The following is a 22,156-nucleotide window of genomic DNA, read 5'->3' on the forward strand; positions in this document are numbered from 1 at the left end:
AGCTCTCAGAACAGAGGGGCGGCGCCGATGACGCCGGACAGGGTTCCGGGCGCGCCGTTCAGCCGCCCGTCCTCCGCCTGCACATAGCCCGCCAGCACGAACAGCTTCAAGCCGCCCGCCTCGATCAGCGGTGTCGCGGCCAGACCGGCGTCGGACAGGGCGTCGAGGATCCGGCTGTTCGGCAGGGCGCTGTCAGTGGCCCAGAAGGTGCGGTCATGGCCGGTCGGCCCCGGTTGGGTCCGCTGCACCAGAAGGGCGCGCGGCAGGCCGGAGCCATGGTCGGGCAGGGCGGCGACCACGCGCAGGTCCGGCTCGGCCAGCAGGCGCCCGAACCACGGGTTCGACGGCGTCAGGTCCATCAGGGCGCGCCGGCCCTCGCGCACCGCCTTCAGCGCCGCCTCCGGCTTGGCCGCCAGTCGCGCCGCCAGACCGTAGCGATCCGCCGCCAGCACCTGAGACGCCGGCCCCCAGACCACCAGCGGCGGGCCGCTGGCCGCGTCCAGCCGACCCAGCACGGAGCGGGCGGCGGCGCTCTCCGCGGGCTTCAGCCCCTTCAGGGCCTCGCGGATGGCGATGGCGTCGGCGTCGACGGTCGGGCGTTGGCCCGCCGCCAGCCGCGCCCGCACGGCCTGGGCCAGCGCGCGATCCAGCGCCAGCCGCGCCGCGTCTTCGGGCGGTTCGGTCAGCATCAGAACAGCTTCGGCGCCGGGGCCAGGGCGAACGGCCCCAGCCAGGTGCGGCCGTCGCGGAAGCGGATCACCAGATCGACGGGGCGGTCGCCGTTGACGGCGGTCGCCGCCGCCGCGCCCGCCGCGCCGGCCCGGTTCACCTCCCCGGACTGTGAGGCCGCCATGCCCGACATCATCGGGCCGGGCTTCTCGGCGGTGAGGGCCAGGTCGCCGGTCAGGCGACCCCCGGCGTCCGCCGACAGGGCCTCGCTGGACAGACGCGCCCGGCTCTCGCCCGCCGTCAGCTCGCCACGAATGGCGGTGAAACGTCCGCCCGCCCGGCTCCAGTTGGCGAACACGCCCGCCGCGTCCGGCCCCTTAAGCTTTGTCGCCTGCTGCACCGTGCCTTCCAGCGCCAGCGTCAGCCGCCCGTCCTGCGTCGCGCCCTCGACCGGCCCGCCGGGACGGCCGCGCGCATCGACCAGGTTGAACAGCACGTCCATCTCGTCCGTCGTCGCCGCGCCGTCGGTCAGGTGAGGGCGGGTCTCCAGCTGGATCCGTTCGGCGGACGCGATGGGGAAGGGGTCGGCGTCGCGATGGGCGGTGAAGACCGCGCGCACCAGCTCGACCCGCAGGTCCGGGAAACGGTCGCGCAGATGGCTGACGCTCATCCGCAGCGCGTCGCCGCGCACCCCGACCTTGCCCTTTTCGGCGCGGGTCAGGGTCAGGCCGTCGGGCGCCAGGATGACCCAGCGGTCCGGGTTCCAGGCATTGGCCTCGGCCACGATCTCGGGAGCCGCGACGCCATGGCCGGACGGGGCGACGATGTCGGCGTGCGGGATCGACACCCGCGCCCGGAACGGCCAGCCGGTCGTGGTCATATCCGCATGGGTGATGGTCCAGCCGCCCTGCTGCAGGGTGGCGACCTGGGCCTCCAGCCGCGTCTCGATCTGCTGCACCAGATAGAACCACCAGCCGGTCCAGGCCGCCAGGATGATCCCGGCGATCAGGAAGGGGCCGATCAGGCCGCGGCGGGAATGGCGGTAGGGCTTTTCAGGTGCGCTCATAAGGCCTCTCTAACGCACGAAACGGCTCTCAAGTAGGGCTGTTCGGGGCGGGGCCGCGCTGAAGTGGCGCAACGCGCGGTCGCCCTACTTCGAAAGAAAGCCGCCGACCAGCTCCACCGCTTCCGCAAGCCCCATGCGCAGCACCTCCGTGCCCGGCGGCAGGCTGGCGAACAGGCGGGTGGGGCAGGCGGCGTCCAGCATGACGAAGACCCCCTTGTCGTCGGCCCGCCGGATCAGCCGTCCAAAGGCCTGCGCCATGCGGGCGCGGGCCAGGGCGTCGTCATAGGCCCGCCCCTGGGCGGAACTCCCGCCGAACCGCTCGCGCCGCGCCTTGTGCAGCAGGTCCGGACGCGGCCAGGGCACCCGGTCGAAGGCGAGGATGCGAAGGCTGCGGCCCGGCACATCCACCCCATCCCGCACCGCATCGGTGCCCAGCAAACAGCTGTCCTGCTCGGCCCGGAACACATCGACCAGCGCCCCCACCTCCAGCGGATCGACGTGCTGGGCGTACAGCGGGAGGCCCGCCTTCGCGAGGTCTGGCCCCAGCCGCTCATAGACCGCCTTCAGCCGCCGGATGGCGGTGAACAGCCCCACGCCGCCGCCGCCCGCGGCCAGGAACAGCTCCCGCATCGCCGCCGCCGTCTGGCGCGTGTCGTCCTTGATCAGGTCGTTGACCACGATGACCCGGCTGTTCTCCGCATAGTCGAACGGGCTCTCGACCTTCAGCGTCCGCGCCGGCTCGATCAGCCGCGCCGCGCCGCTGCGCATCCGCGCGAGATCGAACGGATCGTCCGACATCGGATCGGACAGGGTCGCGCTGGTGATCAGCACCCCGTGGGAGGGCATGACCACGGCGGCCTCCAGCGGCACCGTCGGGTCGATCCAGTGGCGACGCAGGGCCACGTCGTGGATGCGGCCGAAGGCGGCCTCGGCCGACAGCCAGTCGACGAAGTCCGGATCGGCCTCGCCCGTGTCACTGTCCAGCGCCGCCAGCATGGAGCGCCAGCCGGGCAGGGTCATCCGCCCGCGCCGGTCCAGCCCGCGCAGGGCCCCCTCGATCCGCGCCCGCGACGACCCGTCCAGCTCGACAGACTCGTCATCCAGAATGTCTTCCAGATGCCGCGACAGGGCCAGCAGCGGCGCCTCGACCGCCGCCAGCGCCCGCGCGGCCTCCCGCGCGGCCTCCAGCACCGGATCGGTCACGGGGCGCAGCGAACATTCCAGCCCGAACTCGATCCCGCCGGGGCCGCCGCTGTCGTTCGTCCGGGCCCGGAGCTGCTCCAGCGCCGAGACCAGGAACCGCTCGATCGGCCCGATCGGATTGACCTCGCCCGAGGCCGGGGCGATCCGGCCCGAGGCGCCTTCGCCCGGCAACTGGGCCGCCGCCTGGATGGCGTCGTTCAGGGCCTTGGTCGCCGCCTCGTTGTCGGCGCACAGGTCGCCCAGCCGCTGTTCCAGCCCGCGCCCGCGCCGCCCGCGCCCCTCCGGTCCCCGGATCCAGCGACGCAGCTCGGCCGCCTCCTGCCCGGACAGGCAGGCGGAGAAGGCGCTGTCGGCGGCGTCGAACAGGTGGTGGCCCTCGTCGAAGACGATGCGCTTCAGCGCCGCCGTCTCGCCGTCCGACTTCAGCCCCCGCGCCGAGCGCGCGCCGTCGAACGCCGCCTGGGTCATCACCAGCGCGTGGTTGGCGACGACTAGATCGGCCTTGCGGCTGGCGCGGATGGTCTTCTCCACGAAACAGGTGCGGTAGTGGGGACAGGCCGCGTGCACGCACTCGCCGCGCCGGTCCACCAGATTGGCCGGGCTGGCCTGCTGGCTCACGGGCGTGGCGAACAGGCCGGGCAGCCAGCCGGGATAGTCGCCGCCGGTCATGTCGCCGTCGCGCGAGTTCAGCGCCCACCGCCCCGCCAGCGCCATGCCGATCAGGTCGCCGTTCCCCAGTTGCGACGCCTGCACCATGTCCTGCAGGTTCAGCAGGCAGAGGTAGTTCTCGCGCCCCTTACGGACGACGGCCTTCTTCTTGCGCTCCACCGGATCGGGCCACAGGGCGGCGCTTTCGCGATCGATCTGGCGTTGCAGGGCGCGGGTGTAGGTCGAGACCCAGGCCGCCCCCTGATTGCGCTCGGCCCACAGGCTGGCGGGCGCCAGATAGCCCAGGGTCTTGCCCGTCCCGGTCCCCGCCTCGGCCAGCAGCACACGCGGCCGGCCCTCCTCGTTGCGGGGCGAGAAGGCGTAGGCGGCCTCGGCGGCATAGTCGGACTGCGTCGGCCGGGTCTCGTCCAGCCCCGACGCCTGCAACAGCTTCTCCAGCCGGATGCGGGCGCTCTCGGAATCGACCGGGGCCGAGCCGGCCTCGCCGCGCGGCGCCTCGTCCTCCCACTCCGCCAGTCGCGACCACACATCCAGCCCCGACCCGCGATGCGCGCGCGCCCGCAGCGGCTGATGCTGCAGGGCGCCCGCCACCCGCCACGACCAGCTCCAGCCCGCCCGCGACAGGGTCTCGTTCAGGGTGAAGGCGTCCTCCCGCTGCGGATAGGTCGGGTCGGCCAGTTCCTTCAGCAGGCCGGTGGCGGCCACGCGCAGGGCCAGGGCCTGAGCCTCCGCCCCCTTGGGCTCCGACTGCCCCATGGCCAGGGCCAGCCCCGTCGGGGACGGGGCGCAGAATTTCGCGGGCCGCACAAAGGCGAACAGCTCCAGCACGTCCAGCAGGTCGCTCGACCGGGGTGGCGGCGAAATGCCCAGCCGCCGCGCCGTCAAACTGGCGTGGGCGACCATGACGGGGCCGGTGGTGAAGGTCCCCTCGGCGGCCCCGCGCCCGATCTTTCGCGCGCCCTCCTCATCGCACACGGCCCCCGCGCCCGGCGGCACGGCGAGTGCGGCCGGCAGGGCCAGCCACGGCTCGTCGCCGGTTAAGCTTGCGGAGGCGGTGAGGGAGTCGGTGGACACGGTCTTTAGATAGTCGACAAACAGGTGAAACGGAACGGGAACATGTTATATCGCCTACGTGACGCCACCCGCCGGTCCTGCAACGCTTCCGCCGCTTTTCGCCGACTGGTTCGCCTCGCGCGGCTGGTCGCCGCGACGGCATCAGCTCGAGATGGTGGCGGCGGCCGAAGCCGGATCGCACGCCCTGCTGGTCGCCCCGACCGGCGGCGGCAAGACGCTGGCGGGCTTCCTGCCGTCGCTGATCGACCTCGCGGAGCGCGGGCCGCGTCCGCCGCACGGGCCGGGTAGCGGCGTCCACACCCTCTATCTGTCGCCGCTCAAGGCCCTGACCACTGACGTCGAGCGCAACCTGATGACGCCCATCCGCGAGATCGGGCTGAACATCCACGTCGAAAGCCGCACCGGCGACACCAAACAGTCCAAGCGCCAGCGCCAGCGTGACTTCCCGCCCGACATCCTGCTGACCACGCCCGAACAACTGGCCCTGTTCTGCGCCTGGGACGGCGCGCGGGCCTATTTCGCCGACCTGAAATGCGTCGTGCTGGACGAGGTCCACGCCATCTGGAGCGGCAAGCGCGGCGACCTGCTGTCGCTGGGTCTGGGCCGGCTGCAGAAGTTCGCGCCGGAGATGCGGCGCGTGGCGCTGTCGGCGACGGTGGATGATCCGGAGATGATCGCGGGGTGGCTCAAGCCCGCGCCGGACGCCCCCGTCGCCATCGTCCTCGGCGATCCCGGCGCCCCGCCTGTGATCGACATCCTGGTCAGCGAGGGCCATGTGCCCTGGGCGGGCCATACCGGCGTCCATGCGGTGCCCGAGGTCTATGACGCCATCCGCGGCGCGGGCATGACCCTGATCTTCGTCAACACCCGCTGGCAGGCCGAGTTCGTCTTCCAGCAGCTGTGGGCCATCAATGACGACAGCCTGCCCATCGCCCTGCACCACGGCTCCCTCGCCGCCGAGCAGAGGCGCAAGGTCGAGGCGGCGATGGCGCGGGGCGACCTGCGGGCGGTGGTCTGCACCTCGACTCTGGACCTCGGCATCGACTGGGGCGATGTCGATCTGGTCATCCAGCTGGCGGCGCCCAAGGGGGCCAGCCGTCTGGTGCAGAGGATCGGTCGCGCCAATCACCGGCTGGATGAGCCGTCGCGCGCCCTGATGGTCCCCGCCAGCCGGTTCGAGATGCTGGAATGCCAGGCCGCGCGCGAAGCGGTGGCCGAGAACGCCTTCGACTGGGAGCCGGTCCATATCGGCACCCTCGACACCCTGGCCCAGCACGTCATGGGCTGCGCCTGTTCCGAGCCCTTCGACCTGAATGATCTGTATGCGGAGGTTTCCGCCTGCGGCCCCTACCGCGGCCTGACCTGGGAGAGCTTCGAGGAGGTCGTCGATCTGGTCGCCACCGGCGGCTACGCCCTGCGCACCTACGACCGGTTCGCCCGCATCGTCCGCACCGCCGACGGTCGGTGGAAGGTGCGCAACGCCCAGCTGGCCCAGAGCCATCGCATGAATGTCGGCGCCATCGTCTCGGCGGCCAATCTGAATGTGAAGGTCGCCTCGCGCCGCGCCGGCGGCAAGCACCTGATCGGGGGCCGCAAGATCGGCGAGGCCGAGGAGTGGTATTTCGAACAGATGGAGCCCGGCGACACCTTCGTCTTCGCCGGTCAGGTCTGGGCCTTCCAGGGCATCACCGGCACCGACGCCCTCGTCAGTCCGGCGGTCGACAAGGATCCGAAAATCCCCTCCTACGGCGGTTCCAAATTCCCGCTGGGCACCTCCCTCGCCGAGCGGGTGCGCGACATGGTGCAGGATCGCGATCACTGGCGCGTCCTGCCGCCCGATGTGCAGGAATGGCTGGAGCTGCAGGAGGTGCGGTCGCGCATCCCGCGCGCCGGCGAGATGCTGATCGAGACCTTCCCGCGCGGCAGCCGCCATTTCATGGTCTGCTACCCGTTCGAGGGCCGGCTGGCGCACACCACCCTGGCCATGCTGCTGACCAAGCGGCTGGACCGGATGAATGCGGGGCCTCTGGGCTTCGTCGTCACCGACTATTCGCTGGCCATCTGGGCGATCAAGCCGATGGACCGGCTGGATTTCGACGCCCTGTTCGAAGCCGACATGCTGGGTGACGACCTCGAAAGCTGGCTGGAGGAGAGCTTCATGATGAAGCGCACCTTCCGCAACTGCGCCCTGATCTCCGGCTTGATCGAGCAGCGCCAGCCCGGGGCCGAGAAGACCGGGCGGCAGGTGACCTTCTCGACCGACCTGATCTACGACGTGCTGCGTCGCCACCAGCCCGACCACCTGTTGCTGCGCACCGCCCGGGCGGACGCCGCCTCGGGCCTGCTGGACGTGGCGCGGCTGGGCCAGCTGCTCTCCCGCATCCAGGGGCAGATCGTGCATCAGCCGCTGGAGCGGCCCTCGCCCTTCTGCGTGCCCGTTCTGGTCCAGATCGGGCGTGAGCGGGTCGGCGGCGGCGCGGCGGAAATGATCCTCGACGCCAGCGCCATGGACTTCGCCGAGGAGACCCTGATCGCCGAGATCATGGCCGACGCCCCGCCCGAGCTGGAGGGGGCGGCATGAACGCGGCCCTGCGCCAGACCCTGTCCCCCTTCCGCCATCCCTGCGGCGGGCTGAAGGTGCGCGTGGCGGGCGAGGCCTGCGTGCTGCGCTGCTCGGGCGCCCTGTGGGTGGCGGAGCACCGCACCCTGATCGCCTCGGACCTGCACCTCGAGAAAGGCTCGGCCTTCGCCGCGCGCGGCCAGATGCTGCCGCCCTACGACAGCCCCGCCACCCTGGCCAAGCTGGAGGCCGAGATCGAGGCGCTGGACCCCGCCTGCATCGTCCTGCTGGGCGACAGCTTCCACGACTCGAAAGCCATCGGTCGTCTGTCCACGGAGGATCGCGAGCGCGTCGCCCGGCTCGCGACCGGGCGGGACTGGGTCTGGTTGGAGGGCAATCACGATCTGGTGGCGCTGGAAGGCGCGCTGGACGCCCTGCCGGGCCGCGTCGTCACCACGATGGACCTCGGCGCCCTGCGCCTGATCCACGAACCCCAACCGGGCCAGGCGGTCGGCGAGATCGCCGGCCACCTGCACCCCGCCGCCCGCGTCGCCGCCTACGGCCGTGGCGTGCGCCGTCCCTGTTTCGTAACGGACGGACAGCGACTGGTCATGCCCGCCTTCGGGGCCTTCACCGGCGGACTGGATGTGCGGCACAAGGCCGTGGCGGGCCTGTTCACAGACCCGCCGATGGTCGCGGCCCTCGGCCGCGACAAGGTGCACGCCCTGGCGTGGGAGACGCTGCGCTAGCTCCCGAAACGCCGCGCGATGAAGGTCCCGACCCGCCAGCTGTCGTCGTTCTGCGACAGGGGGCTATCGGCCACGTCGCCCAGCCGGCGCTCATAGTTGACCAGTCCGCCGATCGCCCAGCGCGGGTTCAGGGGCGCGACAAGAACCGCATTCACGCCGGCGCCCTGAAGGTCGCCGTCCGGCGCATAGGCGCTGATGCCGTTCAGCGTCGCCTCGGCGGTCGAGACGCCATAGTAGGCGTCCGCCAGCTTGCGGTCGCCGCCGCGCACATAGGCGCTGGCGTTCAGCACGCCGATCGGGGTGATCCGCTGATGCCCGATCGAGGCCTGATACTCCGTGCCCTCGCTGACATCGCTGATGTCGCGGCTGACGCGACCGCCGATCACGATGTTCCCGGGCAGCCGCTGGTAGGCATAGACGGCGGCGTCGGCGCCGAAGTCCGGCCGCTCCAGCGTCAGGCCTTCGATATCGTCCGGGCTGAACCGGGGCCGCAGCTGGACGCCCGCGCGGAAGGTGTCGGTGCTGACCACATTCCAGCCCAGGCCTTCGAAGGGGCTGAAATAGACCCGGTCGCGCCAGTTGGCGGCGATATAGGGCAGGGCGTTGGTCTGGCCGCCGGTGTCGCCGGCGGAATCCTGGCTGTAGATCACGCCCACGCCCAGATCGACGGTCCAGTCCTGCTGCGGTCCGACCCTCTCATAGGGCTGGGTCTGGGCGGCGGCGCCCGAGGCGGCGGCCAGCACGGCCGTGAGGGCGACAGCGGACAGGGACAAGCGAAGGGTCATGGAGCGCCTCGGGTTCGGATCAGACTGCGGAATGCCCGGATACGCCTGCGGCTCCACCCCGGATCATCACCAGCGGCCCTTGCGACCATTTGGCCACATCAGCCCGGCGCCTTCACCAGCAGCGCCGTGCTCGCCGTCTCCACGGCCTCTTCCAGTCGCGCCATGAACTCCGCCCGCTTCAGGCCCGCCGGGATGGCCGGCAGGAACTCATAGACCACCGTCCCGGCGTAGCGGCGGAAGCCGTGGGCGGGCCAGTGGACGCCGGAGTTGGTGGCGATCGGGGTGCAGGGCACGTCCAGGTCGCGGTACAGGGCGGCGATGCCGGGCTTGTAGTCCGGGGCGGCGCCGACCTCGGCGCGGGTGCCCTCCGGGAAGATCAGGATCTGGCGGCCCTCGGCGTTCCGGGCCCGCGCCTGTTTGACCATGTCCTTCAGCGCCTTGGCGTGGGCCGACCGGTCCACGGCGATCATCTTCGTCTTCCACGCGAACCAGCCGAAGAAGGGCAGGGGCATCAGCTCCTTCTTCATGATGAAACAGTTGTCCGGCAGCACCGCGAAGGGCGCGATCACGTCCAGCATGCTCTGGTGCTTGCCCGCCATCAGGGTGGCGCCGTCGGGACGGTGCTCCAGCCCGCGGAACTCGACCTTGACCCCGGCGATCCAGCGCAGGCCGAACAGCACGAATTTGGCCCAGCCGCGGATCACCCACATGGCCGGGCGGTAGGGCAGCAGCAGGGCGGGGGACAGGCCCACCGCGAACAGGGCCATCGACAGATACAGCCAGGCGACGAAGACGAGCGAACGCACGGTGGTCAAATCAGGCGGCCTTTTCTTGCGGCGCGGCCTCTGTCGCGGCGTCGGCGGCCGGGCGGCCTTCGCCGCTCACCTTGCCCACGGCGACGCGGCCGAGGGCGGCGAGGTATTTCATATATTCCAGCGTCATGCGCCGCGCGGTCACGGCGGCCCGCCACCAGCGCGAATTGTCCAGCGACGGGGTCTCGACCGCATAGGCCGTCAGTTCGACCCCCGGCGCGGCGGCCCGGATCTCGGTCAGGGCGCGGGCCATGTGATAGTCGGACGTCACCACGATCAGGCTGTCATAGCCCTTGGCGTCGGCCCAAGCGGCGATCTCCTGCGCATTGCCGATGGTGTCTTCCGCCTCGAAGCCCAGGTCGACGCAGCAGTTGAACAGGCGGTTCGAGCCCGGCGTCAGCGCGCGCAGCTCCTGTCGGCGCACCTCCCGGTTCACGCCCGAGATCAGCACCCGCTGCCCCTTGTCCTGCTCCAGCAGGCGGATGGCGGCATTGACCCGCTCGGCCGACGGCCCGGTCAGGGCGACGATGGCGTCGGCGCGCGCGGGCTCCTCGGCGGGCGTGTAGCCGCGCACCCGTTCGGCGAAGACGAACAGGCCGATCAACCAGATCAACGCCAGAATGGCGATGAAAGTCAGAAACTTCATGCCCTTAGCCTACCCCCGACGTTTCAGCCGCGCCAGCGCCGTGAAGCGCGCCGCGACAAGCGCCACCGTAGCCGCCAGCAGCGGACATGGCGAGAGGATCAGAATGTCACTCCAGGCCACCGGCAAGGCGGGCGACAGACCCTCGCTGCCGCCCAGCAGGCGCAGGGCCGACGACGTCAGCATGGCCGCCAGGGCCCCCGCCGCTCCGGCCCCCGCCGCCAGCAGGCCGTAGCGACGCTGGTACAGGCCGGCGATCCGCTCGTCAGAGGCGCCGTTCAGGCTCAGGGTCGCGATCACCGCCGCCTGCGCCGCCATCCCGGCGCGCGTCGCATAGGCCACGGCCGCCCCCGCCGCGCCCGCCGTCAGCAGGAAGGCCAGCACCGCCAGAACGGTGATCAGACCCGCTGACCGCTCCGCCTCGTCGCGCCACAGGCTGTGGTCGTCCACGCTGGCGTCCAGACCGGCGCGGGCCAGCTCGCGGCTCAACGTCACCGCGCTGGCCGGGGCGTCCCGGTTCAGCCGCACCGTCACCAGATAGGGCAGGGGCAGGTCGGGCAGGACCGCGTCCCCGACCCAGGGCCGCAGCAGGTCTTCCGCCGTCTTGCGATCCATGGCCTCGGCCTCGTCCACCCCGGTTACGCCCGCCAGGGTCTCGGCGGCGCGGGCGGCGGCGGCGTCGCCGGTCTCGCCCACGCGCGGTCGCACCTGCACTGTCGCCTCGGCGCCCAGGGCCCGGGCCCAGCCATGGGCGGCGCGATCCGCCGCCAGCGCCCCGACCGCCGACAGACAGGCGAGGAAGCACAGCACGGCGATCACCGCCGCCAGCCAGGGCTCGCCCCCGGTGTCGCGCGGCAGGATGGGCGACCGTTGCGGGAACCAGCGTCCGATCATGCCGCCCCTCCCGTGATCCGGCCCTTGTCCAGCGTCAGCACCGTCGCGCCCGACCGCTCGGCCAGGGCGGCGTCATGGCTGGCGATCAGCACCGTGGTCCCCAGCCGGTTCAGCGACTGGAACAGCTTCAGCAGCCGCCCGGCCATGGCCGCATCGACATTGCCCGTCGGCTCATCGGCCACGATCAGGTCCGGCCCCGTCACCACCGCGCGGGCGATGGCCAGCCGCTGCTTCTCGCCGCCCGACAGGGCCGCGGGCCGCGCGTCCAGCTTCTGGCCCAGCCCGACCCACTCCAGCATCTCGTGCACATTGTCGGCATAGTCGGCGACCTTCAGCCCCGCCAGCCGCAGCGGCAGGGCGACATTCTCCCAGGCGCTCAGGTGATCCAGCAGGCGGAAGTCCTGGAACACCACCCCCATCCGGCGGCGGAAGGCGGGCAGGTCCGACCGCCGCGCCTGACCGGCGTCCTCCCCGAACAGCGCCAGCGTCCCCGACTGTGGCCGTTCGGCCAGGGTCAGCAGGTTCAAAAGCGTCGACTTCCCCGCCCCGGACGGCCCGGTAAGGAAGTGGAAAGAGCCGGCAGGCAAGGTGAGGTTAACGTCCCGCAGCACGTCGGGCGTCTCCACGTAGCCGAAACCCACGCCGCGCAGGCGGACGGTGGGGGGCGACGAGGCGGCATCGGCGGCGCGACGGGGCTGGACGGACATCAATTCTGGATCAGGACGCGGCCGGGCCGCGAACGGGGGAGGGGCGAAGAGCCTCGCAGTCGGCGCCTATGATACTGACCTGCCCGTCGTGCGCCACCAGCTATTTCACCCCCGATGACGCGATCGGGGCCGGCGGCCGGACCGTGCGCTGCAAGACCTGCAAACACACCTGGCGCGCCACCCTCGACGAACCGCTGGAACTGACCGCCACCGCCGCGGAAGAGCCCGTCAGCTTCGGCCGTCGCGACGACGCCGCCGAATCACTGGCCGAGACCCCGGCCCCCGAATTGCCCCGCGCCTTCCGCGCTCGCGCCGAGCAGCAGCGGCGTCTGCGCCGCGCCGCGACCCATGGCGTGGTCTGGGCGGGGGTCGCCTCGGGCTTCGCCGCCCTGCTGGGCGCCGCCTGGCTGTTCCGGGTCGAGGTGGTCGAGATGGCCCCCCGCACCGCCGCCGCCTACGCCGCCGTCGGCCTGACCGTGAACCCCACGGGGCTGGATTTCGAGGCCCTGACCGCCAAGCCCCTGCCCAACGACCCGGGCAAGGTGCTGGTCTCGGGCGCCCTGCGCAATGTGCGCGACAATGAGCGGATCGCCCCGCCGGTCCGCATCGCCCTGCTGGACGCCCACGGCGCCGAGATCGGCCACGCCATCGTCCGCATCGACGCCGCCCCGGTTCTGCCGGGCAAGGTGCAGGGCTTCGCCGCCATCATCCCCGACCCCGGCGCGCGCGGTCAGGGCATCGACATCAATTTCGTTCTGGACGAGCCCGCGCGCCGTCCGGCGCCGTCGCACGCAGCCCCGGCCCGCGCCCCGGCCGGTGATCATTCGCCGGCCCCGCACGCACCCGCGACCCACACGCCGGCGGTCGATCACGCGGTCGCGGTCGCGGAAGACTCCGGCCTCCGGCCTGCCCTGACCCCCGGCGGCCCGGCGCAGTCGGGCCTCGCCCCGGTCGAAGCGATCCCGGTTTCGACAGATGGACACGCAAGGCCTCTCGACTCGCACGCCCCTCGGGCGGTATCGGCGGGTCATGGCTGACACCTCCCCGACGACGCCCACCGTGCTGCTCCCGGAAGCGGAGGTGCAACGCATCGTCGCCGACCTCGCCGCACAGATCGCCCCCGTCATCGATGACGAGACCGTCGCCGCCGTGCTTTTGACCGGCGGCCTGTGGTTCGCCGCCGACCTGACCCGCGCCCTGTCGCGCATCGGCCGCAATGTCCGCTTCGACGCCCTGTGGCTCGCCTCCTATGGCGACGAGCAGAACAGCCGGGGCAAGATCGACGTCTATGCAGACTTCCAGCGCTCCATCGAGGGCCGTCGCGTCCTCATCATCGACGACGTCTTCGACACCGGCCTGTCCTTGGCCGAGGCCGTGCGCATCGCGAAGGAAAAGGGCGCGTCGGAGGTCCTGACGGTGGTCTTCGCCAAAAAGCCCTGGCCCCTGCCGCGCGCGCCCGAGCCCGACTTCGTCGGCTGGGACGCCCCGAACCGTTTCCTCGTCGGCTACGGGCTGGATCACGCGGGGGCGCTGCGCGGCCTGCCGGATGTGTGCGCGCTGGACTGAGGGCCGGTCAGGCCCGACGGGCGACGCTGTCGACCGGATTGATCCATGCGACCGGCGGCAGGGCCTCCACCGCCGGCTTGGCCAGCAGGTAACCCTGCATCAGTGACACCCCGAGATCGCTCAGCGCCTCGTATTCGCCGACCGTCTCGACGCCCTCGCAGACCGGCATGATGTCGAGGTCGCGCAGCATGGTCAGGGTGTTGCGAACGATCGTCCGCTTGACCCGGTCGGTGTCGATATCCCGGATCAGCGCCATGTCCAGCTTGACGATGTCCGGCTGGAACTTGCTCAGCAGACCCAGGCCCGCGAAGCCGGCGCCGAAGTCGTCGATGGCGGTCTTGAACCCCATGGCCCGGTAGCTGCGCAGGATGTTGAGGATGTGATTGGTGTCGAGCGCCTCTTCCTCGGTGAACTCGAAGATGATCCGGTCCACCGGAAAGCCCGTGCGCATGGCGGCGGCCAGGGTCGCCCGGATGCAGGCGCGAGGCTCGTAGACGGCGTTCGGCAGGAAGTTGATCGACAGGTTCGCACCTGAGGCGGCCATGTCCAGATCGGCCGCCAGACCGATGGCGGTCGTGCGGCACAGCTGGTCGAAGGCGTAGCGGTTGTCGGCGGAGACCTGCGACAGGACCGCACCGGCCCCGCCGCCGTCCTGACCGCGCACCAGGGCCTCATAGGCGAAGACCGTCCGCGTCGTCACATCGACGATGGGCTGGAACGCCATGGTGATGGCCAGGTCGAAACCGGCCCCGTCCTTGCAGCCCGTACAGGTCATCACGCCACTCCTCGCAGTCTGATAGCGGTAACCGGCGGAGGTTAAGGAATCTCGTCCTTTGAGGCTGATGGGTCAAATCAAGCTGCGTTATCTGAACCTTAGGCGGACAGCCACGCGGCGATAGGCTCCCGCGCCCACATCTCGTCGTAGCTCGGGCGAGGGCGCACCACGGCCCAGCGCTCCCCGTCGACCAGCACTTCCGCCACCAGCGGCCTCGAGTTGTACTCGCTCGACAGCACGGCCCCATAGGCGCCGGCGCTCAGGAAGACGACCAGATCGCCCGCCTGCAGCGGCGCCAATTGGCGATCCCGCGCAAAGATGTCCGTCGACTCGCAGATCGGCCCCACAAGGTCGTAAAGCCCGGCCTCGCCCACGCGCGGCGACACCGGCGCCAGATCGTGGAAGGCGTCGTACAGGGCCGGCCGCATCAGGTCGTTCATGCCCGCATCGAGAACGAGGAACCGTCGTCCGTCCGCGCGCTGGTTCACCTGGATGACGCGGCTGACCAGCACGCCCGCGTTGGCGGCCAGCAGACGACCCGGCTCGAAGGCCGCCTCGACCTCCAGCCCGTCCAGAACCCGCGCGCACAGGGCGGCGTAGTCGGCGATCGAGGGCAGGTCGGTCTGGCCGTGATAGGGCACGCCCAGTCCGCCGCCGAGGTCCAGCCGGGTGACCGTGCAGCCTTTGGCTCGCAGGGTCCCGGTGACGCCGCGAATGGTGCGGAAGGCGGCTTCCATGGGCCCCAGATCGGTGATCTGGCTTCCGATGTGGCAGGCCAGTCCGACCGGTGTCACATGCGGCGAGGCGGTGGCGCGGACATAGAGGTCGATCGCCTCCCCGACCGGCACGCCGAACTTGTCGGTCGCCCCGCCGGTGGTGATCTTGGCGTGTCCGCCCGCGCCGATGTTCGGATTGACCCGAACGGCGATCGAAGGCGATGCGCCCTTGTCCGCGGCGACCGCGATCAGTCGATCCAGCTCCGCGCCGCTCTCCACATTGATCTGGCGCACGCCGGTTTCGATGGCGAAGGCCAGTTCGGCGTCGGTCTTGCCCACGCCCGAGAAGATGATCCTGTCAGCCGGGACGCCCGCCGCCAGCGCTCGCCGGATTTCGCCCTCCGACACCGTGTCGGCGCCGCAGCCCAGCTTCGCCAGCGTCGCCAGCACCGAGAGGTTGGAGTTGGCCTTGACCGCGAAGGCGATCAGGCTGTCGCCCAGTGCGCCCCGATGGTCGTCCAGCGCCGCGCGCAGCAGGCTGTAGTGGCGGGTCAGGGTCGCGGTCGAATACACATAGACCGGCGTGCCGACGGCCTCCGCGATGGCGGACAGGGCGACGCCCTCGGCGTGGAGTTCGCCGTCGATCAGGTCGAAATGGTTCAAGTCAGGATCCCGGGGAGAGGATCAGCGCGGGGTGTTGCCCGCGCCGTCAAAGGGGTTTGAGCCCGGGCCGCCGTCGATGGGCATCTCGCGGTTCGGACGGTTCACCGTGGCGGGCTCCGGCAGGCCGGGCGCGCGGTCGCTGCGCATGCCACGCTCCGTGCGTTTTGCCGGCGGCGCATCCAGATCGGCCATCCGGCCGCAGGCAGCGGCGGAGACCGCGATCAGGGCGGCGACGCCCGCGATAACCAGCTTTTTCATCTTCAACCCCTTTACGCCAGACGCATCCGCCACTCAGCGATCCGCGCGCGAACCTGTTCCGGCGCGGTGCCACCGAAGCTCTGGCGACTGGCGCAGGAAGCCTCAGGCGTGAGCACCTTGTACACCCCTTCCGTCACGCCGGGGTGCAGCTTCTGCAATTCTTCCAGCGGCAATTGCGACAGGTCCACGCCAAGCGCCTCGGCCCGCTTCACCGCCGCGCCGGTGACGTGATGCGCCTGACGGAACGGCAGGTTCAGTTCGCGCACCAGCCAGTCGGCCAGATCGGTGGCGGTCGAGAAGCCCGCGCCGGCGGCGGCGGCCATCTTTTCCGTGTTCGGGATCAGGGCCGCGACCATGGCCGTCATGGCTCCCAGGGCCAGATCCAGCGCATCAAAGGCCTCGAACACCGGCGGCTTGTCTTCCTGCATGTCCTTCGAATAGGCCAGCGGCAGGCCCTTCATCACCGTCGACAGGGCCACCAGCGACCCCATGATCCGGCCCGTCTTGGCCCGCACCAGTTCGGCGGCGTCCGGGTTGCGCTTCTGCGGCATGATCGACGAGCCGGTGGTCAGGTCGTCCGGCAGGCTGGCGAAACCGAACATCGGCGTCATCCAGATCACGATCTCCTCGGCCAGACGCGACAGGTGCCCGGCGCAGATCGAGGCTGCGGCCAGGCTTTCCAGCGCGAAATCGCGGTCCGACACGGCGTCGAGGCTGTTCGCCATCGGCCGGTCGAAGCCCAGGGTCGAGGCCGTCATATGCCGGTCGATGGGGAAGGGCGACCCGGCCAGGGCCGCCGCGCCCAGCGGGTTCTCGTTCATCCGGGTCCGCGCGTCGGCGAAGCGCCAGGCGTCGCGCCCGAACATCTCCACATAGGCCATCAGATGGTGGCCCAGCGTCACCGGCTGGGCGGTCTGCAGGTGGGTGAAGCCCGGCATCAGGTCGCCCGCGTGCTGCTCGGCGCGCGCCAGCAGGGCCTTCTGCAGGCCCTTCAGCTGCACCACCTGCCGGTCGCAGGCGTCGCGCACCCACAGGCGGAAGTCGGTCGCGACCTGATCGTTGCGGCTGCGCGCCGTGTGCAGCCGCCCCGACGGCTCGCCGATCAGCTCGTTCAGCCGGGCCTCCACATTCATGTGGATGTCCTCGAACTGGTCGCGGAAGGGGAAGGTCCCGGCGCGGATCTCGTCCTCGACGGCGTCCAGCCCGCCCAGGATGGCGTCGGCGTCGGCCTGTTCGATGATCCCCTGCGCCGCCAGCATGCGGCAATGCGCGCGCGACCCGGCCAGGTCCTGGGCCCACAAGCGCTGGTCCACACCGATCGAGACGTTGATCGCCTGCATGATTTCGGCCGGTTTTGCCGAGAAGCGTCCGCCCCACATGTCTTGACCTTTGGCCCCCTGCGGGGCTTTGGTCACGGGATCGGAGGGCGTCTGGTCGGGCATGAAGATCTCGAAGGCGATAATCGGCGCGGTTGCGGGCGTGCTGCTGATCGGGGCGATCGGCGGCGCGGCGTTGCTATACGCCAATCCGGCCCTGCTCGACAAAGGGACTGCGCCGGAACCGCCCGCGAAAAGCGAACTGGCCCGTTTCGCCACCGGCTCCATCGCCCGGCTCGAGACCCCGGCGGCGCTCGAACCCGCCCCCGCCTATGTCTTCAAGACCCGCGACGGGGCTGATACGCGCCTGTCCGACTTCCGCGGCAAGGTGGTGGTGGTGAACCTGTGGGCCATGTGGTGCGCGCCCTGCCGCACCGAGATGCCGACCCTGGCCCGCCTGGCGGAAACCTATGCCGGGCGGGACGTGATGGTCCTGCCGATCAACGTCGACGCCACGGACGACGCCATCGCCGACGCGAGGAGCTTCATCGACGTCCACGAGCCGCTGCCGATGTACAGCGACCCGAAATTCCAGCTGCCCTTCGAACTGCCGGGCAAGGGCAAGATGCCCCAGACGATCCTGCTGGACCGTCAGGGGCGGATCCGCGCCCATTTCTCGGGCGAGGCGGACTGGGCCAGCCCCGAAGCCCGGGCGTTGATCGACGCCCTGCTGGCGGAGCCGGCCTGATCGCCTAGTTGGCCGGGGCGGGGACGCGTTGGTCCGTGGTCGGATTGACCGCGCCCGGACGGCCCTCCGCGGCGGCCTCCGCCTGATTGTCTTCCAGCTTGTCGGCGGCCTTGCCCGCGGCCTCTTCGGTCGCCTGGGCGGCCTTCATGGCGCCGGCCTCGATGACCTCGCCCGCCTGGGCGGCTACGTCCCCGGCCTTCTCGCCGACCACCTCGGCGTCGGCCTGGGCCTGATCCTGTTCGGCCTCGGTGCAGGCGGCTGCCCCCAGCGACAGGGCGGCGATGGCGGTCAGGCCGGCGATACGGATGCGCATGGGATTTTCCCTTTCAGCGTTGAACCTGAGCGGTAAACGCAGCGTCGCCCTGACCGGTTGCGGGGTGCGACCCGGTTACGCCGCCGGCTCTTCCAGCGACGCCATGTCGATGGAGAAGCGGAACTTCACATCGCCCTTGATCATGCGGTCATAGGCCGTCTCGATCTGGTCGATCGGGATGATCTCGACGTCCGAGACGATGTTGTGCTCGCGGCAGAAGTCCAGCATCTCCTGCGTCTCGGCGATGCCGCCGATCAGCGAGCCGGCGATGGCGCGGCGGCCGAAGATCAGCCCCCCGACCGACGGCGACGGATGCGGCTCGGAGGGCACGCCCACCAGCACCATCGTCCCGTCCCGCTTCAGGGCGTTGACGTAGGGGTCCAGATTGATCGACGCCGCGACGGTGTTCAGGATGAAGTCGAAGCTGCCCATGTGCGCCTTCATGTCGGCCTTGTCCTTCGACAGGACGACGCCCTTGGCGCCCAGACGTTCGGCGTCCGCCGCCTTGTCCGGCGAGGTGGTGAAGACCCAGACTTCCGCGCCCATCGCGGCGGCCAGCTTGACCCCCATATGGCCCAGTCCGCCCAGGCCGACGACGCCGACCTTCTGGCCCGGTCCGACCTTCCAGTGGCGCAGCGGCGAATAGGTGGTGATGCCGGCGCACAGCAGGGGCGCGACGGCGGCCAGCTGGCTCTCGTCATGGCCGATGCTCAGCACGAAGTCCTGATCGACCACGATATGCTTGGAGTAGCCGCCGAAGGTGTGGCCGCCCAGATGCCTGTCCGGGCCGTTGTAGGTGCCGACCATGCCGGTGCCGGTGCAGTACTGTTCTTCACCCGCCACGCACGACGGACAGGTCCGGCAGCTGTCGACCATACAGCCGACGCCGACCAGATCGCCTTCCTTGAAGCGGCTCACCTCGCCGCCCACCGCGCTCACGCGGCCGACGATTTCGTGGCCCGGGCAGCAGGGGAACTGGGTGCCGCCCCACTCGCCGCGCGCGGTGTGCAGGTCCGAGTGGCAGACGCCGCAATACAGGATGTCGATGGCCACGTCGGTCGGCAGCGGCTCGCGGCGCTCGAAGCTGAACGGGGCGAGCGGTTTGTCGGCCGCCGGTGCGGCATATCCGAAGGATTTCATGGGGAAGGGCTCCAGCAGGTCGAAGGAGGCTGCGGGACGGCCTCCGGAATGCGTCACGGATATAGGAGGCGGTTCCGCAAACGGTTAGTCGTCGCAAGCCGCAGCGGGTCGTAAATTTCGCACATCGGCTCTCGCCGCCCGCTGTGGCCGACCCAAACGAGCGCCAGGCCCTGAACGGGATCGACGCCCCGTCGCCGGGGCCCGTCGCTCGAAGCCTAGGCCGCGGCGTCCTTGGGGTGTTCCGCTTCCAGACGCGCCCGCGCCTCGCGGCACAGGCCGTTCAGTTGCCGGGTCAGGGAGGTGCCTTCCAGCTGGTTCACGTCCGCCATCGTGTACCCCTCCTTCTCCATGGCGCGCGCGATTTCGCTACGACTGCGCCATGAACCGGTCCGGGCCAGTTCAAACGCGCGCTCGACAGGATGGGATCGGAACTGTGTCATGCGCCCCAAACGCCGATCACGGTGGAGCTGTTCCTATGTCAGCTTGCGAACTTAGCTGACCCGGTGGCGGCCCGACCCGGAGCTCGCGAGTTCGGAACGGACCGCCTGACAACCGACCGTGCTGATGGAAAAGTCGGCTGCCCGACACGATACGCATAAGTTCGCCAAAAGGATCAAGCGCGTCGCGAGATTTCTTCACTTGTGGGTGAATATTTGAGAGCGGCGGTATCCGAGCGGGCCTCTCGCCGCGAGGGGGCCCCTCCGGGCGGTGTCATCGCGGCCTTACGTCACGGGTCGAGCGGCCGCTGTCCCGGGTCAGCCGCCGGCCGCCTTGCGCGCGCCCGCCAGCTTCCGCAGCAGCGCCGCGCGCGCGGCCTCCTGCCGCTCGGTCGCCTCCCGGGCGTTTTGCTCCAGCACGCGCCGCGCCTCATCCAGCTCCGCTTCTTCGGCCTGCCAGGCCAGGTCCAGCGCCGCGAGGTCAGCCTCCAGCGCCTTCACCTTCGCGGCCTGCGCGGCGGTCGGGCCGCTCGGTTTCGGAGGCTTTCGCGCGCGACTGATCTTCCCGACATCGATCGCCTCGCCCCGACGCAGGACCTCTCCCGGCGATGCCAGCGCCGCCTTATAATCGGGACCGGAGGTCACTTCATGCGCATAGCCGGACTTGAACAGGTCCTGCTCCACGCCCCACGCCGCCAGCGCCTTCGCACGCGAGCTGACCGCGACGGGATGGGAATGAAAGCCGTCCGACCAGGTGAAGACCTTCAATCGCGGCGCCATCAGGAAGCCTCTCGCCAGTTACCGCCCGCCGCGGGTCCGTCCGTCGGGTTCAGGACCGCACCCGGCCACAGCGGCGCGGCGCGCTCGCGGTTCCGTCTCGCCCGACGGCTCAGTCCCGGGTGATGAGGCCGGCGAGCTTCTTCAACTTCGGCGTCACCATCGGGATCGTCAGCATCGTCGACGCCACCGCCATCAGCAGCAGGGCCGTGAAGGTCTCGTTGGTGATGATCTGCTTGTCGAGCAGGATGTTGGCGAAGATGATCATGATCAGGGCCTTGGTCTGCAACAGCCAGCCGATGATCGAGGCCTCGCCCTTCTCCCACTTCAGGATACGGCCGGCGATGTGGACGCCCGCCAGCTTGCCCGCCACCGAGGCGACCAGCAGCACGGCCGCCACGGCGAACACCGCCACGCCGCCGACATCCCATTGGGTCCGCAGTCCCGTGGACAGGAAGAAGACGGGCATGATGGCCAGCAGGACGTGATTTCGGAACAGGTCCATCCGCGCTTCGTCGAACCACGCCTTGTCGATCACGGCCCCCGCGAGGAAGGCGCCGACCATGAAGTGAAGCCCGGCCCAGTCGGCCGCGAAGCCACACGCCGCAAGCCAGATCAACGAGACGTACCAGCGATCCGTCTCGGGGATGCGTTTCATGACCCAGCGCACGGCCCAGGCCGCCCCCACGAAGGCGACGAGGAAGCCGCCCTGCCGGCTGACCCGTTCCCAGTCCATGATGATCAGGGCCAGCACGCCCCAGATGGCGATGTCGTCGAGGCTGGCGTAGCGCAGGATACGCTGCCCCAGCGGCTGCCGAAGGACCGCCAGCTTCTCCAGGAACAGCACCAGGATCGGAAGCGCGGTGACGGCGCAGGCCATGCCGATGCCCAGCAGCACCTGCCAGTCCTGACCGCGCTCGCCGACCCAGCCGGGGAACTGCAGGATGCCGACGGCGGCGACGGCCCCGAACACCAGCGGTGTGACAAGGGCGAAGCCGGCGGTCACGCTGGTCTCGCCCTTGCGCGCCCAAGCCTGCTTCAGATCCAGCTCTATCCCGGCGATGAAGACAAAGATCATCACGGCCCACCAGGCGATGCCGTTCAGCGCCGTGATGACCTGCGGGTTGAAGACGAAGTCGTAATAGGCCGGGAACGCGGCGCCCAGAACGCCGGGCCCCAACAGGATCCCGCCGATGATCTGCACCACCACCAGGGGCGCGTAATACTCGGTCTTCAGTCCGCGCCACACGAGGTAGGGCACGGTGAATATGATCAGCATCGCGATCAGAAAGATTTCAGACGTATTCATCGCGTGATGCATGGCTTCCCCCCGGGCGTCCGCCGGCCGATCCCGATCCGACCTGCAGGGGGGTGAAACCACGTGTTCGCGCGGTCGCGCGCAACCCGAAATCGGCCTCGTCATCCGCGAAACGGCGATCACATAAGAAAAGGGACTGGCGGTGTGGCGGACGCGTCACGAACAGGACGGACGCCCGGCGACGGCGACTTCATCTGAAACAAAGGGATGGTGGCTGGAGGCGGGCTCGAACCGCCGACCTGTGGGTTATGAATCCACCGCTCTAACCAGCTGAGCTACCCAGCCCCGTTTGACGAAC

At 70.3% G+C, this 22,156-nt stretch carries 21 protein-coding genes and 1 tRNA gene; 5 read left to right on the forward strand and 17 right to left on the reverse strand.

Features of this window, described 5'->3' with window-relative positions:
* Positions 1 to 5: 5 nt before the first annotated feature.
* From ACW174_RS07900 to ACW174_RS07910, 3 genes are all read right to left on the reverse strand, one after another.
* Positions 6 to 689: a hypothetical protein gene (locus ACW174_RS07900; protein WP_492017101.1), complete on the reverse strand. Its 684-nt coding sequence runs from the start codon at positions 687 to 689 to the stop codon at positions 6 to 8.
* On the reverse strand, positions 689 to 1,735 hold the full coding sequence (locus ACW174_RS07905; protein WP_492017102.1) for a DUF2125 domain-containing protein: 1,047 nt from the start codon (positions 1,733 to 1,735) through the stop codon (positions 689 to 691). Before ACW174_RS07905 ends, ACW174_RS07900 begins: the two co-directional genes overlap by 1 nt.
* Before the next feature lie 84 nt (positions 1,736 to 1,819).
* Complete coding sequence (locus tag ACW174_RS07910; RefSeq protein ID WP_492017252.1) at positions 1,820 to 4,510, reverse strand: ATP-dependent DNA helicase; 2,691 nt, start codon at positions 4,508 to 4,510, stop codon at positions 1,820 to 1,822.
* Between the two features lie 229 nt (positions 4,511 to 4,739).
* On the opposite strand from ACW174_RS07910, the gene ACW174_RS07915 reads away from it, so the two are divergent.
* Positions 4,740 to 7,262 (forward strand): ligase-associated DNA damage response DEXH box helicase, encoded by a 2,523-nt coding sequence (locus ACW174_RS07915; protein WP_492017103.1) that lies wholly within the window; start codon positions 4,740 to 4,742, stop codon positions 7,260 to 7,262.
* Positions 7,259 to 7,990, forward strand: a complete 732-nt coding sequence (pdeM, locus tag ACW174_RS07920) for a ligase-associated DNA damage response endonuclease PdeM (RefSeq protein WP_492017104.1) — start codon at positions 7,259 to 7,261, stop codon at positions 7,988 to 7,990. The genes ACW174_RS07915 and pdeM overlap by 4 nt, the downstream gene beginning before the upstream one ends.
* Here pdeM and ACW174_RS07925 read toward each other — a convergent pair.
* The 5 genes from ACW174_RS07925 to ACW174_RS07945 all read right to left on the reverse strand — a co-directional run bounded on the left by ACW174_RS07925 (position 7,987) and on the right by ACW174_RS07945 (position 11,831).
* Complete coding sequence (locus ACW174_RS07925; protein WP_492017105.1) at positions 7,987 to 8,775, reverse strand: MipA/OmpV family protein; 789 nt, start codon at positions 8,773 to 8,775, stop codon at positions 7,987 to 7,989. The two genes, pdeM and ACW174_RS07925, sit on opposite strands and share 4 nt — an antisense overlap.
* Positions 8,776 to 8,873: 98 nt before the next feature.
* On the reverse strand, positions 8,874 to 9,590 hold the full coding sequence (locus ACW174_RS07930) for a lysophospholipid acyltransferase family protein (protein ID WP_492017106.1): 717 nt from the start codon (positions 9,588 to 9,590) through the stop codon (positions 8,874 to 8,876).
* A gap of 1 nt (position 9,591) precedes the next feature.
* Complete coding sequence (locus tag ACW174_RS07935) at positions 9,592 to 10,233, reverse strand: YdcF family protein (RefSeq protein WP_492017107.1); 642 nt, start codon at positions 10,231 to 10,233, stop codon at positions 9,592 to 9,594.
* A 9-nt stretch (positions 10,234 to 10,242) separates the two neighbouring features.
* A complete protein-coding gene (locus ACW174_RS07940) occupies positions 10,243 to 11,124 on the reverse strand; it encodes a cell division protein FtsX (protein WP_492017108.1) in 882 nt (293 codons plus the stop codon).
* Positions 11,121 to 11,831, reverse strand: coding sequence for a cell division ATP-binding protein FtsE (locus ACW174_RS07945; protein WP_492017109.1), 711 nt, complete (start codon positions 11,829 to 11,831; stop codon positions 11,121 to 11,123). Before ACW174_RS07945 ends, ACW174_RS07940 begins: the two co-directional genes overlap by 4 nt.
* 68 nt (positions 11,832 to 11,899) lie before the next feature.
* Between ACW174_RS07945 and ACW174_RS07950 the strand changes: the two genes are divergently transcribed.
* Positions 11,900 to 12,868: an MJ0042-type zinc finger domain-containing protein gene (locus ACW174_RS07950; RefSeq protein WP_492017110.1), complete on the forward strand. Its 969-nt coding sequence runs from the start codon at positions 11,900 to 11,902 to the stop codon at positions 12,866 to 12,868.
* Entirely contained in the window at positions 12,861 to 13,397 is a 537-nt protein-coding gene (locus ACW174_RS07955; RefSeq protein WP_492017111.1) for a phosphoribosyltransferase, read from the forward strand. Before ACW174_RS07950 ends, ACW174_RS07955 begins: the two co-directional genes overlap by 8 nt.
* Positions 13,398 to 13,404: 7 nt before the next feature.
* Here the strand turns inward: ACW174_RS07955 and ACW174_RS07960 are convergent, their stop codons facing one another.
* From ACW174_RS07960 to argH, 4 genes are all read right to left on the reverse strand, one after another.
* Positions 13,405 to 14,172, reverse strand: a complete 768-nt coding sequence (locus tag ACW174_RS07960; RefSeq protein WP_492017112.1) for an EAL domain-containing protein — start codon at positions 14,170 to 14,172, stop codon at positions 13,405 to 13,407.
* Between the two features lie 98 nt (positions 14,173 to 14,270).
* Complete coding sequence (gene lysA, locus ACW174_RS07965; RefSeq protein ID WP_492017113.1) at positions 14,271 to 15,551, reverse strand: diaminopimelate decarboxylase; 1,281 nt, start codon at positions 15,549 to 15,551, stop codon at positions 14,271 to 14,273.
* Between the two features lie 21 nt (positions 15,552 to 15,572).
* Positions 15,573 to 15,809 (reverse strand): hypothetical protein, encoded by a 237-nt coding sequence (locus tag ACW174_RS07970; RefSeq protein WP_492017114.1) that lies wholly within the window; start codon positions 15,807 to 15,809, stop codon positions 15,573 to 15,575.
* A gap of 11 nt (positions 15,810 to 15,820) precedes the next feature.
* A complete protein-coding gene (argH, locus tag ACW174_RS07975) occupies positions 15,821 to 17,251 on the reverse strand; it encodes an argininosuccinate lyase (protein ID WP_492017115.1) in 1,431 nt (476 codons plus the stop codon).
* On the opposite strand from argH, the gene ACW174_RS07980 reads away from it, so the two are divergent.
* The gene (locus ACW174_RS07980; protein ID WP_492017116.1) at positions 17,250 to 17,873 is read left to right on the forward strand and encodes a TlpA family protein disulfide reductase; all 624 of its coding nucleotides are present in this window, start codon (positions 17,250 to 17,252) and stop codon (positions 17,871 to 17,873) included. The two genes, argH and ACW174_RS07980, sit on opposite strands and share 2 nt — an antisense overlap.
* Positions 17,874 to 17,877: 4 nt before the next feature.
* Here ACW174_RS07980 and ACW174_RS07985 read toward each other — a convergent pair whose 3' ends face one another.
* From ACW174_RS07985 to ACW174_RS08005, 5 genes are all read right to left on the reverse strand, one after another.
* Entirely contained in the window at positions 17,878 to 18,186 is a 309-nt protein-coding gene (locus ACW174_RS07985) for a hypothetical protein (RefSeq protein ID WP_492017117.1), read from the reverse strand.
* A gap of 75 nt (positions 18,187 to 18,261) precedes the next feature.
* Positions 18,262 to 19,326, reverse strand: a complete 1,065-nt coding sequence (locus tag ACW174_RS07990) for an NAD(P)-dependent alcohol dehydrogenase (RefSeq protein ID WP_492017118.1) — start codon at positions 19,324 to 19,326, stop codon at positions 18,262 to 18,264.
* Positions 19,327 to 20,081: 755 nt separating this feature from the next.
* The gene (locus ACW174_RS07995) at positions 20,082 to 20,531 is read right to left on the reverse strand and encodes a hypothetical protein (RefSeq protein WP_492017119.1); all 450 of its coding nucleotides are present in this window, start codon (positions 20,529 to 20,531) and stop codon (positions 20,082 to 20,084) included.
* A gap of 121 nt (positions 20,532 to 20,652) precedes the next feature.
* Positions 20,653 to 21,861, reverse strand: coding sequence for a cation:proton antiporter (locus tag ACW174_RS08000; protein ID WP_492017120.1), 1,209 nt, complete (start codon positions 21,859 to 21,861; stop codon positions 20,653 to 20,655).
* A gap of 205 nt (positions 21,862 to 22,066) precedes the next feature.
* Positions 22,067 to 22,143, reverse strand: a tRNA-Met gene (locus tag ACW174_RS08005).
* Between the last annotated feature and the right edge of the window lie 13 nt (positions 22,144 to 22,156).

The organism is Brevundimonas sp. AVps31 (genome assembly GCF_058681355.1).

Bases quoted from the DNA above. Each gene is read 5' to 3' on its own strand.
- ACW174_RS07955 (WP_492017111.1), top strand. From the start codon at position 12,861: ATGGCTGACACCTCCCCGACGACGCCCACCGTGCTGCTCCCGGAAGCG.
- ACW174_RS07925 (WP_492017105.1), bottom strand. From the start codon at position 8,775: ATGACCCTTCGCTTGTCCCTGTCCGCTGTCGCCCTCACGGCCGTGCTG.
- ACW174_RS07910 (WP_492017252.1), bottom strand. From the start codon at position 4,510: ATGGTCGCCCACGCCAGTTTGACGGCGCGGCGGCTGGGCATTTCGCCG.
- ACW174_RS07980 (WP_492017116.1), top strand. From the start codon at position 17,250: ATGAAGATCTCGAAGGCGATAATCGGCGCGGTTGCGGGCGTGCTGCTG.
- ACW174_RS07935 (WP_492017107.1), bottom strand. From the start codon at position 10,233: ATGAAGTTTCTGACTTTCATCGCCATTCTGGCGTTGATCTGGTTGATC.
- ACW174_RS07970 (WP_492017114.1), bottom strand. From the start codon at position 15,809: ATGAAAAAGCTGGTTATCGCGGGCGTCGCCGCCCTGATCGCGGTCTCC.
- ACW174_RS07985 (WP_492017117.1), bottom strand. From the start codon at position 18,186: ATGCGCATCCGTATCGCCGGCCTGACCGCCATCGCCGCCCTGTCGCTG.
- ACW174_RS07960 (WP_492017112.1), bottom strand. From the start codon at position 14,172: ATGACCTGTACGGGCTGCAAGGACGGGGCCGGTTTCGACCTGGCCATC.
- pdeM (WP_492017104.1), top strand. From the start codon at position 7,259: ATGAACGCGGCCCTGCGCCAGACCCTGTCCCCCTTCCGCCATCCCTGC.
- ACW174_RS07945 (WP_492017109.1), bottom strand. From the start codon at position 11,831: ATGTCCGTCCAGCCCCGTCGCGCCGCCGATGCCGCCTCGTCGCCCCCC.
- ACW174_RS07990 (WP_492017118.1), bottom strand. From the start codon at position 19,326: ATGAAATCCTTCGGATATGCCGCACCGGCGGCCGACAAACCGCTCGCC.
- argH (WP_492017115.1), bottom strand. From the start codon at position 17,251: ATGCCCGACCAGACGCCCTCCGATCCCGTGACCAAAGCCCCGCAGGGG.
- ACW174_RS07900 (WP_492017101.1), bottom strand. From the start codon at position 689: ATGCTGACCGAACCGCCCGAAGACGCGGCGCGGCTGGCGCTGGATCGC.
- ACW174_RS07950 (WP_492017110.1), top strand. From the start codon at position 11,900: ATGATACTGACCTGCCCGTCGTGCGCCACCAGCTATTTCACCCCCGAT.
- ACW174_RS08000 (WP_492017120.1), bottom strand. From the start codon at position 21,861: ATGCATCACGCGATGAATACGTCTGAAATCTTTCTGATCGCGATGCTG.
- ACW174_RS07905 (WP_492017102.1), bottom strand. From the start codon at position 1,735: ATGAGCGCACCTGAAAAGCCCTACCGCCATTCCCGCCGCGGCCTGATC.
- ACW174_RS07940 (WP_492017108.1), bottom strand. From the start codon at position 11,124: ATGATCGGACGCTGGTTCCCGCAACGGTCGCCCATCCTGCCGCGCGAC.